Origin of the sequence: Phyllobacterium sp. OV277 (assembly GCF_900104355.1) — a bacterium.
Classification (GTDB): Bacteria; Pseudomonadota; Alphaproteobacteria; order Rhizobiales; family Rhizobiaceae; genus Phyllobacterium.
In genome coordinates, this window is the sequence record NZ_FNIY01000001.1 from 1,159,420 (window position 1) to 1,176,644 (window position 17,225).

At 56.7% G+C, this 17,225-nt stretch carries 11 protein-coding genes; 6 read left to right on the forward strand and 5 right to left on the reverse strand.

Translation table 11 applies throughout. The annotated features are described in order from the left end of the window. Window positions 1–38 precede the first annotated feature (38 nt). Both BLU05_RS05690 and BLU05_RS05695 read left to right on the forward strand, forming a co-directional pair. The gene (locus tag BLU05_RS05690) at window positions 39–1,052 is read left to right on the forward strand and encodes an SPFH domain-containing protein (protein ID WP_091878252.1); all 1,014 of its coding nucleotides are present in this window, start codon (window positions 39–41) and stop codon (window positions 1,050–1,052) included. A 24-nt stretch (window positions 1,053–1,076) separates the two neighbouring features. Then, on the forward strand, window positions 1,077–1,538 hold the full coding sequence (locus BLU05_RS05695; RefSeq protein WP_091878254.1) for an NfeD family protein: 462 nt from the start codon (window positions 1,077–1,079) through the stop codon (window positions 1,536–1,538). Between the two features lie 180 nt (window positions 1,539–1,718). On the opposite strand, the gene BLU05_RS05700 is transcribed toward BLU05_RS05695, so the two are convergent. Beyond that, complete coding sequence (locus BLU05_RS05700) at window positions 1,719–2,714, reverse strand: KpsF/GutQ family sugar-phosphate isomerase (RefSeq protein ID WP_091878552.1); 996 nt, start codon at window positions 2,712–2,714, stop codon at window positions 1,719–1,721. 237 nt (window positions 2,715–2,951) lie between these two features. On the opposite strand from BLU05_RS05700, the gene BLU05_RS05705 reads away from it, so the two are divergent. After that, complete coding sequence (locus tag BLU05_RS05705; RefSeq protein WP_175540521.1) at window positions 2,952–4,631, forward strand: outer membrane beta-barrel protein; 1,680 nt, start codon at window positions 2,952–2,954, stop codon at window positions 4,629–4,631. Window positions 4,632–4,887: 256 nt separating this feature from the next. Here BLU05_RS05705 and galU read toward each other — a convergent pair whose 3' ends face one another. After that, window positions 4,888–5,790 carry a UTP--glucose-1-phosphate uridylyltransferase GalU gene (gene galU / locus BLU05_RS05710; protein ID WP_091878258.1) on the reverse strand — a complete coding sequence of 301 codons (903 nt, stop codon included), beginning with the start codon at window positions 5,788–5,790 and terminating at the stop codon, window positions 4,888–4,890. Window positions 5,791–6,069: 279 nt separating this feature from the next. On the opposite strand from galU, the gene BLU05_RS05715 reads away from it, so the two are divergent. Beyond that, a complete protein-coding gene (locus BLU05_RS05715; RefSeq protein WP_091878260.1) occupies window positions 6,070–7,296 on the forward strand; it encodes a lytic murein transglycosylase in 1,227 nt (408 codons plus the stop codon). Between the two features lie 14 nt (window positions 7,297–7,310). Next, a complete protein-coding gene (locus BLU05_RS05720; RefSeq protein WP_091878261.1) occupies window positions 7,311–8,519 on the forward strand; it encodes an SGNH/GDSL hydrolase family protein in 1,209 nt (402 codons plus the stop codon). Window positions 8,520–8,561: 42 nt separating this feature from the next. On the opposite strand, the gene BLU05_RS05725 is transcribed toward BLU05_RS05720, so the two are convergent. Together BLU05_RS05725 and gltB are read right to left on the reverse strand one after the other, a co-directional pair. Then, entirely contained in the window at window positions 8,562–10,016 is a 1,455-nt protein-coding gene (locus BLU05_RS05725; RefSeq protein ID WP_091878263.1) for a glutamate synthase subunit beta, read from the reverse strand. A 116-nt stretch (window positions 10,017–10,132) separates the two neighbouring features. Next, entirely contained in the window at window positions 10,133–14,851 is a 4,719-nt protein-coding gene (gltB, locus tag BLU05_RS05730; RefSeq protein WP_091878265.1) for a glutamate synthase large subunit, read from the reverse strand. A gap of 454 nt (window positions 14,852–15,305) precedes the next feature. Between gltB and BLU05_RS05735 the strand changes: the two genes are divergently transcribed. Further along, window positions 15,306–16,355, forward strand: a complete 1,050-nt coding sequence (locus BLU05_RS05735) for a threonine aldolase family protein (RefSeq protein WP_091878267.1) — start codon at window positions 15,306–15,308, stop codon at window positions 16,353–16,355. Between the two features lie 276 nt (window positions 16,356–16,631). Here the strand turns inward: BLU05_RS05735 and BLU05_RS05740 are convergent, their stop codons facing one another. Beyond that, entirely contained in the window at window positions 16,632–17,102 is a 471-nt protein-coding gene (locus tag BLU05_RS05740) for an Hsp20 family protein (protein WP_091878269.1), read from the reverse strand. Between the last annotated feature and the right edge of the window lie 123 nt (window positions 17,103–17,225).

Sequence of the window (17,225 nt, forward strand, 5' to 3'; positions counted from 1 at the left end):
GATGACATTGGTCCTGATGTCACGCAAGGGAGAGTATAATGCCGTTCAACGGTTTTGATTTTACCATTCCGGTACTGGTTGTTCTGGTGCTGGTTGTACTTTTCGCAGGTGTTAAAACCGTACCGCAAGGTTACAACTATACCATCGAGCGTTTTGGTAAGTATACCCGCACCCTTGCGCCCGGCCTCAGCCTTATCGTCCCGTTCTTTGATCGCATCGGCGCCAAGCTGAACATGATGGAACAGGTGCTCGACGTTCAGACACAGGAAGTCATCACCAAGGACAATGCCAACATCGCTGTCGACGGTATCGCCTTCTATCAGATTCTCAATGCACCACAGGCCGCCTATCAGGTCAGCGGATTGCAGAACGCCATTTTGAACCTCACCATGACCAATATCCGTACGGTCATGGGCTCGATGGACCTCGATGAACTCCTGTCCAACCGCGATGCAATCAATGACCGTCTCCTGCGTGTGGTTGACGAGGCCGCACATTCCTGGGGCATCAAGATGACCCGCGTTATGATCAAGGACATCAATCCACCCAAGGATCTGCTCGACTCCATGGCGCGCCAGATGAAGGCGGAGCGTGAGAAGCGTGCATTGGTTCTGGAAGCAGAAGGCAACCGCAACGCGCAAATCCTGCGCGCCGAGGGGCTGAAGCAGGCGCAAATTCTTGAAGCCGAGGGCAAGCGTGAAGCCGCCTATCGCGAGGCCGAAGGCCGTGAACGTCTGGCGCTGGCTGAAGCCAAAGCAACCGAGCTTGTTTCGGCGGCGATCAGCAATGGTAACGTGCAGGCAATCAACTACTTTGTTGCCCAGAAATACACCGAGGCTTTCGGCAAATTCGCAACCAGCAACAACCAGAAACTCATTCTGATGCCGATGGAAGCATCGTCACTGGTCGGTACCCTCGGCGGCATCGGCGCTATTGCCCGGGAGGTCTTTGGCGATACGGCTCAGACGACGGAGCGGGCAGCAAGCCCGGCACAGCCGGCGCGAGGACGCACCGTTCCGGGCACCACAGGTGGTTCCGGCCAGTCGTCGTAACCAACCAGCGGAGGAGTTGCACTGATGTTGGAACATCTCTTCTACGAACTTGGTCCCTGGAACTGGGTAGTGCTCGGCTTTGCCCTGCTTATTTTTGAAGTGGCAGCGCCCGGCATCTTCCTTCTATGGTTCGGTATCGCCGCCATTATCGTCGGCTTCCTGACAATCCTCGTGCTTGGACCGCTATTCGCCATTGGCTGGCAGATCCAGATCATCCTGTTTCTGGTTTTGTCGGTGATTTCGGTGTTCATCGGGCGGCGGTTCATGGGCGCAACCGATGTGCCCACGGATGAACCGCTGCTCAACCGGCGCAATGACCAGCTGATTGGCCAGATCGTCGTGCTCGAAGAGGCAACGGTCAACGGGCGTGGACGCGCACGGATTGGCGACAGCCTCTGGCGTGTCAAAGGCCCCGATTTAGCTGCTGGCAGCCAAGTGAGAATTACCGGAACCGATCAGGGAACGCTGACGGTGGAAGCGGCTTGAGTTGATTGCGCGATGGTGGTTCGTGGTTCGACAAGCTCACCATGAGGGAAAGTGTGGATGCAATGCTATTCACAAAGATTGCAGAATAAAGCTCCCCTCATTCTGAGCCTGTCAAAGGGCCTCATGGTGAGCTTGTCGAACCACGAACCCACGAACCACGCGCAATAACCCCTGCAGCCCTCAGGCAGCACCGATCCGCAGCAGATCGTGGAAATGCACGATACCGACGGGGAAATTATCCTCGGTAACGATCAACGCGCCGATGTTATACTCGTTGAGCAAAGCCAACGCCGCACTTGCGAGCATGCTTGTCGGCACGGTTTTCGGATTGCGCGTCATCACTTCCTCAACCTTCATGCCCACCAGATTGCGGTGAAGGTTGCGCGACAGATCGCCATCGGTGATGATTCCGGCCAGCGAGCCATCATCATTTTGCACGGCAATACAGCCAAAGCGCTTGTCCGACAGCACCTTCATCGCATCGGGAATGGAGGTTCCCAGCGGAACCAGCGGAATCTGGTCACCGCGATGCATGATCTCGCGCACATGGGTCAGGCTCGCGCCCAGCGATCCGCCCGGATGGAATGTCTTGAAGTCAATAGCCGTGAAACCCCGCGCCTCAAGCAGAGCGATGGCTATCGCATCCCCTACGGCCAGTTGCACCAGCGGCGATGTGGTCGGCGCAAGCCCATGCGGGCATGCTTCGGTAATTTTTGGCAGCAACAGCACCACGTCTGCGGCCGTTGCCAGTGCCGAGTTTTCACCCGCCGTCAAGGCGATCAGCGGAATACGGAACCGTCTGGAATAGCTGACGATACCTTTGAGTTCTGCCGTATCACCCGACCAGGAGATGGCGAGAATGGCATCGTCACTACCAATCATGCCGAGATCGCCATGATTGGCTTCGGCTGGATGCACGAAAAAAGCGGGCGTGCCCGTCGAGGCAAAGGTCGCCGCAATCTTGGCACCGATATGGCCGCTCTTGCCGACGCCCGTTACGATAATTCTGCCGCGCACCGCTGCAATGCTCTCAACAGCCCGAGCGAAAGCATCAGCCAGATTTCCATCCAGCGCTTCGCGCAATGCGCTCAGCCCGTCTCTCTCGGTTGAAATTGTCCGCTTTGCTGAATCGATCGCTGCGGATTTGTCGAGTTTGGTGTCGTTTATTGCCTGCATGGCCAGAACCGTTAGCGCTTTGCTGGCGCGCTGTCCATTTTTTGTTGTGAGCAGGTCCTGAAACGCCGTCACCCTCCGGCCCGGAAACCAGTCATTAACCATGACAGTTTACCCTCCGGAAAGGTTCGAACTCATTGGCAATGCTCATTCATGCATCATCGGCAACCACGCATCGAAGCACCGCCCTGCAGCGGCAGCTTCAAGTCTGTGATCAACTTCTGTCTGTGGACAGGGTTGATGAGCAGCGTTGCGTTTGCCTTAAGCGGAACAGCTTTTGCCCAGCAGGCGACGCCTTTGCGCGGGCCTGTGGATGAAAATGTCCTGCAAACTCAACAGAATACGCCGCCCCGCCCCGCCACTCGCCCGGCAGCAAATTCATCCACGCCGACGCCTGCCCCCGGCAACAATGATGGCATTCCGTCCACGCCCTATCAGCCTGTCAGCCCCGGTGCCTTGCCCGATGATGATGCGGGCAATCTTGGTCTGAACGGCGTACCGGTGAATGACGGCTCGCCGCCATCGGGACCTGTGGATAACAGCGGCGGTCTCAACCCTCCGCCCACCACGGTGCCCGCCGAGATCCCGATTCCCGCCGACCGCGCGACAGCGGCAACCCAGCGAACGCGACCGGGTCAGCGACCATTGCGGCCCGGCCAGACACCCGATGCGCTGACAACAGGTGCGCTGGAAGACGAGACAACTGGCAACCCCAAGGCGCAACGCGCCGACAAGGATAATTTGCCTGAAGCCGCAATCGAGCGCCGCTTCGTCAAGCCGGACCCTGAACCCTTTGCGCCGCTTGGCATCAGGGCGGGCACTGTCACGCTGCGTCCATCCATCTCGCAGGGTATTCGCGCCACGACGAATGCTGACGATAGTTCCGATGGCAAAAGCGCTGTTCTGTCGGAAACCCGGCTGCGCATGCGCGCCACCACCGATTGGTCGCGCCATTCTGCCTTTCTTGATTTTGACGGCACCTACGACAAGACGATTTCCGGCGAAGATTATTCGGCGCCGAATATTGGGCTGCGCGGCGGCTTCAAGCTTGATCTTGGCGAACGGACCACCGTAACAGGCGAAGGCGGCTACCGCTACCGGCAGGAAGATGCCAGCGCACCAACAGCCGTTGTCGGCGCATCGAACCGGCCCGCCGTGCAGGAACTCGATGCCACATTGGGCGTGCGGCATGAATTTGGCCGGTTCTTCGGCGAGGTAAAGGGCAAAGTCGACCATACCACCTATGGAAAGGCGGAATTTCCTGACGGAACCACGATCAGCCAGAAGGACCGCGACAACACCTTTGCCAGCATCGCCCTGCGTGGTGGCTTTGAAATGTCACCGGCTATCAAGCCGTTCGCCGAAGTTGAAATCGGCAAGCTGATGTATGATCAGACCGAAGACTCCAACGGGTACCGCCGCTCCGGTTTGCGCACCGCCCTGCGCGGCGGCATCGAGGCGGATTTTGGCGAAAAACTTTCCGGCGAATTGGCCCTTGGCTATCTGCGGCAGGGTATTGATGACAACAGGCTATCGGATGTGGATGGTGTCAGCGTTGACGGGGCAATCAAATGGTCGCCGCAGCGCGGGACAGATGTTAATCTTGGCCTGCTGACTCGCGTCGAGGGCGCGACAGCCCCCAATGATAGCGGCTCGATCTTTTATGAGGGAAGGCTCGGCATCAAACGCCAGATCCGCTCCAACCTGAGCGTCAATGCGGAACTCACCGCATCCCTGCGCGACAACAAGGATGGCAGTGGTCTCGACAAAGGCTTTGGGGCGGAGGTCGGTGCAACCTACTGGTTCAACCGTTTCCTCGGGCTTGATGTGAGCGCCCGCCACCGCATAACGCGCAGTGAGGTCGATACCCGCCAGACCACGGAAAGCAGTGTTTATATGGGGCTGACGCTGCAGCGGTGAGGTTGGCCTGTCGGCGCAGAAGGCACCACCGGCGCGGCAGCGGTGGGGATGAGACATTCACCCCCCTCTGTCCTGTCGGACATCTCCCCCACAAGGGGGGAGATCAGCTTGTATATTCGTTTCAACCAACCTTCAGCGTTGCAGTTTACGCGAAAGCCTTCATGTCGATGTGATCTCCCCCCTTGTGGGGGAGATGTCCGACAGGACAGAGGGGGGTGAAATACGAGAGGAAATCAAATGCCCCTCTTGCAATCTCTCAATCCTTGCGCGGTTGAATTGTCTTCAGCATGTTGCCGATATTGTCGATAACGCCATTACGAATGTCATTGCGCCACAGCGCAAACGCCACGTTGGCCTCGACAAAACCTTCCTTGGAGCCCGTATCATAGGTGCGCCCACGGAAGTGATACCCGAAGAAATCCTGCTGCTTGGCCAGTTTCAACATCCCGTCGGTCAGCTGAATTTCATTGCCCGCACCGCGTTCCTGATGTTCCAGAATATCAAAAATCTCCGGCTGCAGGATATAGCGGCCATTGATATAGAGATTGGACGGTGCCGTGCCCTTGGCTGGCTTTTCGACCATCTCGGTCAGTTCAAAGCCATTGCCGACATCCTTGCCCTTGCCGACAATACCATATTTGTGGGCTTCCTCAGGATCGCATTCCTGCACGGCAACAATATTGCCGCCAGCCTGATTGTAGAGTTCCACCATATCGGCGAGGCAGCCCTTCTTCTCCGGCTGCATGATCATATCTGGCAGAAGCAGCGCGAAAGGCTCGTCGCCGACGATATCGCGGGCGCACCATACCGCATGGCCAAGTCCCATCGGCACCTGCTGGCGGGTAAAGCTTGTTGTTCCCGGTCCCGGCTGAATACCCTGCAATTCATCGAGCAGTGCAGTCTTTCCCCGTTCGGCGAGCGTCGCGTAAAGTTCGTACTGCGCATCGAAGTAATCCTCGATAACCGCCTTGTTGCGGCCGGTTACGAAGATGAAATGTTCTATCCCGGCTTCGCGGGCTTCATCCACCACATACTGAATGACCGGCTTGTCAACGACCGTCAGCATTTCTTTAGGAATGGATTTGGTGGCCGGAAGAACGCGGGTACCAAAACCTGCGACTGGAAGAACGGCTTTGCGGATTTTTTTCGCTGTGGTCACAATATGCTCCCCATCTCTGCACTACATTCAATTAACATTGGTAATGGACATTTGAACCGCAAAGAATGAAAATAGTTTGTGCGGCGCAATAAACATTTTTTTCGCTTGGTAATGTTCGCGCATGAATGGCCAAATATTAGGCACCAAGTCTGAAGAAAAGCCCATTCACATGAACGAAATGGCGCCCGCCCGCCACGCATGGTAAACTAATTCCTAACTTTGATGTGCGTAATTTATCGTTTGACCGGAATAGGTGGCAACACAGTTCAAGGAGACAACATGTTTGAGAGTCCGTCGGCTTTCGCAAAGCGCATCATGATTTTGGCCGCAACCGCGAGCCTGGCTTTTGCAGTAACGGCGACGAACGCCTCCGCCGATGCAAAATTCCAGGGCTGGATTGCAGGCTTCCGTACCACTGCCATGCAGAGCGGCATTTCCGCATCAACGTTCCAGCGCGCCTTTGCCGGTATCACGGAAATTGATCCTGAGGTCCTGCAGAAGGCTTCATACCAGCCGGAATTTGTTGCTCCTGTCTGGGATTATGTTGACAATCGCGTCAATGAACACTCCATCACCACCGGCCGCGACATGGCGCGCAAATACAGCCGCTGGCTTGGCTCCATTGAGAAAAATTACGGCGTTGACCGCAATGTTCTCTTGGCGATCTGGTCCATGGAGACCAATTACGGCGAAGCCATGCAGCGCCCTGACATCATGCGCGATGCCGTGCGTTCGCTCGCGACCCTTGCCTATGCCGACCAGCGCCGGGCAAAATATGCACGCACGCAGCTGATTGCTGCCATGAAAATCCTGCAGACTGGCGATATTGACCGCAGCCACCTGACCGGTTCGTGGGCTGGGGCGCTTGGCCATACGCAGTTCATTCCCACCAGCTATCTGGCCTATGCCGTGGACATGGATGGCAATGGCAAACGTGATATCTGGACCTCCATTCCCGATGCGCTGGCGACAGCCGCCAATCTTCTGGCCAAGAACGGTTGGGAATCAGGCCGGACCTGGGGCTATGAAGTCACACTGCCAGCCGGACGCAAATTCCCTGCCGGTTCGCGCACGATGGCGGAATGGCAGAGCCTCGGTGTTGTCAGGGCCAATGGCAAACCCTTCCCGCGCGGCGGCGAAAAGGCCCAGCTCAAGGTTCTTGATGGCCGTGAAGGTCCTGCCTTCCTGATGACCAAGAATTTCTCGGTGCTCAAGAACTACAACAATGCCGATAAATACGCGCTTGCTGTTGGTCTTCTCGCCGATCAGATCGGCGGCGCACCGGCCCTTCGTCAGGACTGGAATCGCCCCTTCACACCAATATCGATGAAGGAGCGCGAAGAATTGCAGACACATTTGCGCGCACTGGGCTATTATGATGGCGAAGTGGACGGAAAAATTGGCTCCAGCTCGCGAAATGCCATTCAGGCATTCCAGAAGCGCATGGGCCTTGATCCGGATGGTCATCCCAGCAAGGAAGTATTGACCGTTATCCGCAAGCGATAAGGTTTGGAACTGTCATGGACACAATGAAGCGACCGGCTCTGATTCGTTGCCTTGTTGTGTCCATATCCCTCGGTGCCGCTGGCGGACTTGTATTTACCGATATTGCCGCCGCACAGCAGCGCACCCTGCTCGACATGCTGTTTGGTCAGCGCCGCGAGGTCTATCGCGAAAACACCGACCGGATGATTTTCGACGAAAACAACCGTCCGACCCGTCCATCCAAGAATCGCACCACCAAGCGGGCCGAACGACCCAAGCCACAGCCCGCAGCACCCGCGAGTGAAAACACGGCTCCAACGGCCGAACCCGTCATTCCGTCAAAACTGACTGACGCCAAAACCATTCTTGTTGTGGGTGACTTCATGGCCAGTGGCCTTGCCGAGGGCCTCGACGCGGCATTCATGGATTCGCCCGGCGTGCGCGTGGTCGACAAGAGCGACGGCTCCTCGGGCTTTGTGCGCAGCGATCACCGCGATTGGCCTGCCACGGTTGGCAGCCTGATTGATGCGGAAAAGCCTGCCGTCGTTGTTGTGATGATCGGCGCCAATGACCGCCAGCAATTCCTCAATGGACCAGCCTTGCAAAGCGAGGAATGGGCCAAGCAATATCAGGCACGGATCAAGGCATTTCTGGAAGCCGTCAAGAAGTCGGGCCACCCCATTGTCTGGGTTGGGCAACCCTCATTCAAATTCAAGAACATGACGAATGACCTGCTCGCGTTCAACGAGCTTTATCGCAGCGCGACCGAAAAGGCCGAGGGCAAGTTCGTCGATGTCTGGGAAGGGTTTGTTGATCAGAGCGGCAGCTTTACGCTGTCGGGTTTTGACGTATCGGGCCAGACCGCGCGCCTGCGCAACAATGATGGTGTTGGATTGACCACCGCAGGCAAGCGCAAGCTCGCCTTCTACGCGGAAAAGCCACTGCGGCAGATGCTTGGCAATGCGACATCACCCGCCATTGCTGCGATCAAACCCGGCTCGCCGGTGCAGGCCCTGCCTGAAACACCGCAGGCACCCGTGAAGATTGATCGCATTGCGCCGATTAGCCTTAGTGACCCGGAACTGGATGGCGGGACTGATCTCTTGGGCGCGGTCCCAAAAGGCACGGCAGCCGATAAATCCGCACAGGACAAATTGCTGATCGAGGGATCGGCACCGGACGCCCAGCCTGGCCGTATCAATGATTATTCCTGGCCCAAAAAGCCAGACGCGGCGACGAAATAGCAGCGGCTGACCCTTTCCTTTTGAGGAAAGGGTCTAGAGCATTTATCGCGGCAGAACCGACGTGCCCATCAGCGCTTCATCGATGGACTGCGCTGCCTGCCTGCCTTCACGGATAGCCCAGACGACCAGCGACTGGCCACGGCGGATATCGCCTGCCGTGAAAAGCTTGTCGACGCTGGTGCGGTAATCCTTCTCATTGGCGCTAAGCGAGCGATTGCCGCGACGATCCGCACGCATCTCCAGCGCATCGCCGAGTTCCTTGACAACACTTGTCTCAAACGGGCCGGAGAAACCGATAGCAATGAATGCCAGATCCGCCTTGATATAAAACTCCGTACCGGCGATGGGCTTGCGCGCTTCATCGACTTCACAGCATTTGACATGGGTCAGCGTGCCGTTTTCGCCAATGAATTCAAGTGTTGCGACCTGGAATTCGCGATCCGCACCTTCTGCCTGCGAGGAAGATGTACGCATTTTCGTTGCCCAATAGGGCCAGACGCTCAGCTTGTCTTCCTTTTCCGGCGGCTGCGGGCGGATATCAAGCTGCGTGACTTTTACCGCGCCCTGACGGAATGCTGTGCCAACACAATCCGAAGCTGTATCACCGCCGCCAACCACAACCACGTGGCGGCCTGAAGCAACGATTGGATCGCTCGGCCATGCCACCGATTCGATGTTCTCGCGGCCAACCCTGCGGTTCTGCTGCACGAGATAATTCATCGCGTCATGGACGCCTTCAAGTTCGGCGCCCGGAATACCCGCCGGGCGGGGTGTTTCCGCGCCGCCGCAATAAAGTACCGCATCATAGCTATCGAGCAGTTCCTGCACCGGCTTGTTGATACCGACATTGACGCCATAGAAGAAGGTAACGCCCTCGCCTTCCATCTGCGCCACGCGGCGATCGATGAAGTGCTTTTCCATCTTGAAATCAGGGATACCATAACGCAGCAGGCCACCGGCGCGGCTTTCGCGCTCATAGACGTGCACTTCGTGGCCAACACGGGCAAGCTGCTGCGCGGCGGCCATTCCTGCGGGACCAGAACCGATGATCGCTACGTTCTTGCCTGTTTTGGAAGCCGCAGGCTGCGGAATGATAAGGCCCTTTTCATAGGCCTTGTCGGAAATCGCCTGTTCCACCGTCTTGATGGAAACCGGCACATCTTCGAGGTTAAGCGTGCAGGCTTCCTCGCACGGCGCAGGACAGATACGGCCGGTGAATTCAGGAAAATTATTGGTGGAATGCAGATTGCGGATCGCCTCATCCCAGTTGTCATTGTAGACGAGATCGTTCCAGTCAGGAATCTGGTTATGCACCGGACAGCCCGTCGGCCCATGGCAGAATGGAATACCGCAATCCATGCAGCGGGCCGCCTGCTTCTTCACCTCGCCATCGGTCATGGGAATGGTGAATTCGCGGAAATGACGAATGCGGTCAGACGCTGGCTGATACTTTCCGACCTGCCGGTCGATCTCTAGAAAACCTGTAACCTTACCCATAAAACTGCTCCCCTCACCCTTGGAGGGCCACCCATTCCCAATCTTGGGTCAGGGCAGCATTGGACCCCATGCCGAGCATCATTTTGATGACGCTCGAAGCATGGTGTGCGTTGATTTTATTCCGCTGCGACACCCATCCGCATGCGCTCCATATCTTCGAGCGCGCGGCGATATTCGACCGGCATGACTTTCACGAATTTTGGCCGGAAGGTTTCCCAATTATCGAGAATTTCCTTGGCCCGGCCCGAGCCCGTGTAATGCATGTGGTTCGAAATGAGCTGCACGAGACGTTCCTCGTCATGTCGGGTCATATTACCGGAGACATCGACGCGGCCCTTATGGGCCAGATCGCCACCGTGATGGTGCAGTTTTTCGAGAATATCGTCCTCTTCCGGCACCGGTTCCAGCTCAACCATCGCCATGTTGCAGCGCTGGGCAAAATCGCCTGCCTCATCAAGCACATAAGCTACGCCGCCGGACATACCAGCCGCGAAGTTACGTCCCGTCTGGCCGATAACCACGACGACACCGCCTGTCATATATTCGCAGCCGTGATCGCCCGTGCCTTCGACAACCGCGATGGCACCGGAGTTGCGCACTGCAAAGCGTTCACCCGCGACACCGCGGAAATAGGCTTCACCCTCGATGGCACCATAAAGCACCGTATTGCCAACGATGATGGAGTTTTCAGGCACGATTTTTGTATCATCCGGCGGGCGAATGACGATGCGTCCGCCGCACAGGCCCTTGCCGACATAATCATTGCCATCGCCGATCAGCTCAAACGAAATACCGCGTGCGAGGAACGCCGCGAAGGACTGGCCCGCTGTACCGTTGAACTTGACCGAAATCGTATCCTCGGGCAGCCCCTTGTGCCGGTAGCGCTTGGCAACCTCGCCCGAAAGCATGGCACCGGCGGAACGGTCGACGTTCTTGATCGGCATTTCGATCTTCACCGGAATCTTGCTTTCCAGCGCCGTCTTGGCCTGCTCGATCAGCTTGCGATCCAAGATATCGACAATCGGATGGTTCTGCCGTTCGGTCCAGCGCGTCTTTTCCTCCGGTGCTTCCGGCTTGTGGAAGATGCGGGTGAAATCGAGGCCCTTGGCTTTCCAGTGATCGATCATCTCGCGCTTTTCGAGAAGTTCGGCCTTGCCGACGATCTCTTCAACTTTGGTATAACCCATCTCGGCCAGGAACTGCCGCACCTCTTCCGCCATGAAGAAGAAGAAGTTGATGACGTGCTCAGGCGTGCCCTTGAAGCGCTTGCGCAGGACCGGGTCCTGCGTTGCCACACCAACCGGACAGGTGTTGAGATGGCATTTGCGCATCATGATGCAACCGGCCGAAATCAGCGGCGCGGTTGAGAAGCCGAATTCATCGGCACCAAGCAGAGCCCCGATGATCACATCGCGGCCCGTACGCAGACCGCCATCGACCTGCAGCGCAATGCGGGAGCGCAGGCCATTGAGCACCAGCGTCTGCTGCGTTTCGGCAAGGCCCATCTCCCACGGGGAACCGGCATGCTTGAGCGATGTCAGCGGCGATGCACCCGTGCCGCCATCATAACCTGAAATGGTGATGTGATCGGCACGCGCCTTGGCAACGCCTGCAGCAACCGTGCCAACGCCAACTTCCGACACCAGCTTGACCGAAACATCCGCTTCCGGATTGACGTTCTTCAGATCGTAAATGAGCTGCGCCAGATCCTCGATGGAATAGATATCATGGTGCGGCGGTGGTGAAATCAGACCAACGCCGGGTGTTGAGTGACGCGTCTTGGCAACCGTCGCATCGACCTTGTGACCGGGCAGCTGACCACCTTCGCCGGGTTTGGCACCCTGCGCAACCTTGATCTGCATCATATCGGAGTTGACGAGATATTCCGTCGTCACGCCAAAACGTCCTGATGCCACCTGCTTGATGGCCGAACGTTCGGGGTTCGGCTTACCATCAGGCAACGGATAGAAACGATCCGGCTCCTCACCGCCCTCACCCGTGTTCGACTTGCCGCCGATCCGGTTCATGGCAATGGCCAGCGTTGTATGTGCCTCACGGCTGATCGAGCCGAATGACATGGCACCGGTCGAGAACCGCTTGACGATGTCCTTGGCTGGTTCAACATCATCAATGGAGACAGGCTTGCGCCCGGTATCGCCAGCCATCTTGATCTTGAAGAGACCGCGAATGGTCTGCGCCCGCGCCGACTCGCTGTTCACCAGATCGGAATATTCGGTGAAGGTCGTGGCAGAGTCCGTGCGCACCGCATGCTGCAACTTCGCGACCGCATCCGGCGACCAGAGATGCGCCTCGCCGCGCATACGGTAGGCATATTCACCGCCCACTTCCAATGTGTTGAGCAGGACAGGATCATTGCCGAACGCATCGCGGTGACGGCGAACCGTTTCCTCGGCCACTTCTTCCAGACCCACGCCTTCAATCGTTGTTGCCGTTCCGAAGAAGAAGCGGTCAACAAACTCAGACTTCAGGCCAACAGCATCGAAAATCTGCGCGCCGCAATAGGACTGGTAGGTGGAAATGCCCATCTTGGACATGACCTTGAGAATGCCCTTGCCGATCGACTTGATGTAGCGCGATACGACTTCCTTTGAATCCACCTCCGGCGGAAACTCGCCGCGCTTATGCATGTCGAGCAGCGTATCGAAAGCGAGATAGGGGTTGATCGCTTCCGCACCATAACCGGCAAGGCAGCAGAAATGATGCACTTCGCGCGGCTCGCCGGATTCCACGACGAGGCCAACCGATGTGCGCTGGCCCTTGCGGATCAGGTGATGGTGGACAGCTGCCGTTGCCAGAAGCGCCGGGATCGGAATGCGGTCCGGCCCAACCTGACGGTCAGACAGGATGATGATGTTATAGCCGCCATGCACAGCCGCTTCGGCCCGCTCACACAGGCGCTCCAGCGCACCGGCAAGACCAGCGGCACCTTCCACGACATTGTAGGCGATATCCAGCGTCTTGGTATCGAAGCGATCTTCCGTATGACCAATGGAGCGGATCTTTTCGAGGTCGCCATTGGTCAGGATCGGCTGGCGCACTTCCAGACGCTTGCGGCGCGAAGAGCCAACCAGATCGAAAATATTCGGGCGCGGCCCGATGAACGAGACAAGGCTCATCACCAGTTCTTCGCGGATAGGATCAATCGGCGGGTTGGTGACCTGCGCAAAGTTCTGCTTGAAATAGGTGTAAAGCATCTTCGACTTGTCGGACATGGCCGAAATCGGCGTATCCGTACCCATCGAGCCGATGGCTTCCTGACCCGTTGTCGCCATCGGCGACATCAGGAGCTTGGTGTCTTCCTGCGTATAGCCGAAGGACTGCTGGCGATCGAGCAGACTGACATCCTTGCGCAGCGCGCGCGGTTCAACCGGGCTCAACTCTTCAAGGATAAGCTGCGTGTTCTTCAGCCATGTCTTGTAGGGATGGCGGTTGGCGATCTCGGACTTGATCGTGTCATCAGAAACGATCTCGCCCTTTTCCATGTCGATCAGCAGCATGCGGCCCGGCTGGAGCCGCCACTTCTTGACGATCTTCTCCTCCGGTACCGGCAAGACACCAGCTTCCGACGCCATGATGACAAAATCATCATCGGTGACGATGTAGCGGGCCGGACGCAGGCCGTTACGATCAAGCGTCGCGCCGATCTGGCGACCATCGGTGAAGGCAACGGCCGCAGGGCCATCCCATGGCTCCATCAGCGCCGCGTGATATTCATAGAACGCCTTGCGGTCATCCGACATCAGCTTGTTACCGGACCATGCCTCCGGGATGAGCATCATCATCGCATGGGCGAGCGAATAGCCACCCTGGAACAGGAATTCCAATGCATTGTCGAAGCAGGCGGTATCGGACTGGCCCTCATAGGAAATCGGCCACAGCTTGGAGATGTCGTTACCGAAGAATTCGGAGTCGACCGAAGCCTGACGCGCCGCCATCCAGTTGACGTTGCCGCGCAGGGTGTTGATTTCACCATTATGGGCGACCATGCGATATGGATGCGCCAGCTTCCAGGACGGGAACGTGTTGGTCGAGAACCGCTGATGCACCAGCGCGACGGCGCTGACAAAGCGCGGGTCCTTCAGATCCTTGTAATAGGCACCCACCTGATAGGCGAGGAACATGCCCTTATAGACGATGGTGCGCGCCGACATGGACACGACATAGAAGTCGCCCTCCTTGCCGCCATTCTCCTGATAGATGCGGTTCGAGATCACCTTGCGCAGGATAAACAGCCGGCCTTCGAAATCCTCGTTGGATTCGATGTTCGGGTTGCGCCCGATAAACACCTGACGATGAAACGGCTCGGTCGCAGCGATGTGCGGGGCCTTCGACAGCGATGCGTTATCGACAGGAACATCGCGGAAACCGATCAGCGTCTGGCCTTCCGAAGCAATGACTTCGGTGATGACGGCTTCAATATGCGCGCGCTCTTCAGCATCCTGCGGCATGAAGAGATAGCCGACCGCATAATGGTTGACCGCAGGCAGTTCAACGCCCTTCTCGGCCCATTCCGCGCGGAAAAACGCATCGGGAATCTGCACAAGCATACCCGCACCATCGCCCATCAGCGGATCAGCGCCGACGGCACCGCGATGCGTCAGGTTTTCGAGCATGAACAGCCCGTCTTCAATGATCTTGTGGGATTTCACACCCTTCATATGCGCAACAAAGCCAACGCCGCAGGCATCATGTTCATTGCGCGGATCGTACAAGCCTTGTCGGGCGGGAATGCCTGACGATTTATTGGTTTTGACCGCACGAGTCTGTACGGCCTGAGCAAGTTCAGTCGTTACAGATGGCGTCAAATCCGACATCGTCAATTCCTCCATATGAGCCCCTTGGGGCGGTCAATTTCTCGCAGGACGGAATAGCATATATTCCTGTCCCCTCTGGTGCGGCATATCTTCCGTTTGCAAACTGCAGTCACTGTTTTGAGGACGGAAGCACATTGCTTGCCATCCTCGCTTTGGGATCATGCAAATTAGGACAGCATTGCTGTCATATCCTCATATGCCAGAATAATTCCAAACAAACAAGATGGAAAAGCAAAAAATAACCGCATGGGACGAAATATCCTTGCGCTGAATGTCGCAAAATTATGCCGTTCATTTCGAAACAGGCGTTTTCCGCTAATTATACGAGAGAAAACAGAATGTTCCGCCGGACCGTTCAAAAATCACCGGCAAGAAAGGCACCCCGCTCACCTTTTCAGTCACAGAGGAAAAGCGTAAGCGTGGATATATCAGTTCCATACCCCGAGGTCATTTCATGCATTTTGCATCCGATAATTGGGCCGGTGCCCATCCGAAAATTGCCGAAAATCTGACACGCCATGCGGGCGGTTTTGCTTCGGCCTATGGCACCGGAGATCTCGACCGGTCCGTGCACGAAACATTCAACACGATCTTTGAACGGGAAGTGGCAGTTTTCTTCGTCGGCACCGGCACGGCCGCCAATTCGCTTGGCCAAGCCGCCATGGCCAGACCGGGCGGTATCACCTTTGCTCATCGTGAAGCGCATATGATTGCCGATGAAGCAGGCGCGCCAAGCTTTTTCACAGGCGGAGCGCGCGTGCTGCCCTTGGATGGCGCAACCGGCCGCATCGATATTGCCAATCTTAAAGCCGCAATGAACGGCTTTCCACCCGGTCATGTCCATGCCGGCCAACCCATGAGCGTCTCAATCACCCAATCGACCGAAAGCGGGACGATCTATGAACTGGCCGAGATCGCAGCCATCTCCACCGTCTGCAAGGACAACGGTCTGCCTTTGCATATGGATGGCGCACGCTTTGCCAATGCGCTTGTATCACTTGGCTGCACCCCCGCCGAGATGACCTGGAAACAGGGCGTCGATATCCTGTCGTTCGGCGGCACCAAGAATGGCTGCTGGTGTGCCGAAGCGCTGGTTTTCATGAATCCCGAACAGGCAAAGGATATGCCATACATCCGTATGCGCTCCGCCCAGAACTTTTCGAAATCGCGCTTCATCGCCGCGCAGTTCGAGGCCTATTTTGCTGACGGACTTTGGCTGGAAACCGCTGCTCACGCCAATGCCATGGCGGCGGAACTTGCCAAACTCATTCGTGCATCAAAAGATTTGCGCCTTGCCTGGCAACCGCGTGCCAATGAAGTCTTCGCCATCATGAAAAAGCAGACATCGGCAAAGCTGCAATCATTAGGCGCAGCATTCTACGACTGGTTCACGCCTCACGCGGAAAAGGGCCTGTTGGAAGAAGATGAGACAATCACCCGTTTCGTCACCAGCTTTGCCACAACGCCTGAAGATATCAACCGCTTTGGCGATCTTATCGCGTAAAGAACGGCAGAGATGGTGCCTTTTATTTGCATGAGTGTGGGTGCGTGGTTCGTGGTGCGTGGTTCGACAAGCTCACCATGAGGGAGAGGGATGATGAAAGGGAGCCAAATTCTGCAACCTTTATGCTACAATCTTTACGCTGCGATCTTTGCGATTAGCGTTGCATCCTCCCTTTCCCTCATGGTGAGCTTGTCGAACCACGCACCACTGGACATGCAACCCCCGCATAAAAAAAGCGGCGCAATCGCGCCGCTTCTTTCACTCTAGCCGTTATGCTTAGTTCGCAGTCTTGGCTTCGATCTGCTTGGCTGTCTTTTCAGACAGGGCAGTGACAGCAATCTTGCGCGGCTTCATTTCCTCGGGGATTTCACGCTTCAAATCAATGTGCAGCAAGCCATTTTTCAGGCTGGCACCACTGACTTCGACGAAATCGGCAAGGTGGAAGCGGCGTTCGAAAGCACGCGAAGCAATGCCGCGATACAGCGTTTCAGCATTCTCGTCAGCGGTTTCGGTGCCCTTCTCGCCAGTTACCTTGAGCTGGTTGCGATGGGCTTCGATCTGGATTTCATCTTCCGAGAAACCGGCAACAGCCATGGTAATGCGATAGGCATTCTCGCCAGTCCGCTCGATATTATAGGGCGGATAGGTCTGAGCACCATCTGGCTGGGCCAGCGAATCAAGAATAGTGAAAAGCCGGTCGAAACCGACGGTCGAACGATAGAGTGGGGAAAAATCAACGTGACGCATGGTAAGCCCTCCTTTAGAGCGACAAGGTTGCGTAATTCTGGTTCCTGAAGAGACTCCCTTATTGGCAAGTCCCGCTGAACCAGTGATCCCGTTATGGCGATCACAATAGATAGTTGGTAAAGG

Bases quoted from the DNA above. Each gene is read 5' to 3' on its own strand.
- BLU05_RS05735 (WP_091878267.1), top strand. From the start codon at position 15,306: ATGCATTTTGCATCCGATAATTGGGCCGGTGCCCATCCGAAAATTGCC.
- BLU05_RS05705 (WP_175540521.1), top strand. From the start codon at position 2,952: ATGAGCAGCGTTGCGTTTGCCTTAAGCGGAACAGCTTTTGCCCAGCAG.
- BLU05_RS05740 (WP_091878269.1), bottom strand. From the start codon at position 17,102: ATGCGTCACGTTGATTTTTCCCCACTCTATCGTTCGACCGTCGGTTTC.
- BLU05_RS05690 (WP_091878252.1), top strand. From the start codon at position 39: ATGCCGTTCAACGGTTTTGATTTTACCATTCCGGTACTGGTTGTTCTG.
- BLU05_RS05695 (WP_091878254.1), top strand. From the start codon at position 1,077: ATGTTGGAACATCTCTTCTACGAACTTGGTCCCTGGAACTGGGTAGTG.
- BLU05_RS05725 (WP_091878263.1), bottom strand. From the start codon at position 10,016: ATGGGTAAGGTTACAGGTTTTCTAGAGATCGACCGGCAGGTCGGAAAG.
- BLU05_RS05720 (WP_091878261.1), top strand. From the start codon at position 7,311: ATGGACACAATGAAGCGACCGGCTCTGATTCGTTGCCTTGTTGTGTCC.
- gltB (WP_091878265.1), bottom strand. From the start codon at position 14,851: ATGTCGGATTTGACGCCATCTGTAACGACTGAACTTGCTCAGGCCGTA.
- BLU05_RS05700 (WP_091878552.1), bottom strand. From the start codon at position 2,714: ATGCAGGCAATAAACGACACCAAACTCGACAAATCCGCAGCGATCGAT.
- BLU05_RS05715 (WP_091878260.1), top strand. From the start codon at position 6,070: ATGTTTGAGAGTCCGTCGGCTTTCGCAAAGCGCATCATGATTTTGGCC.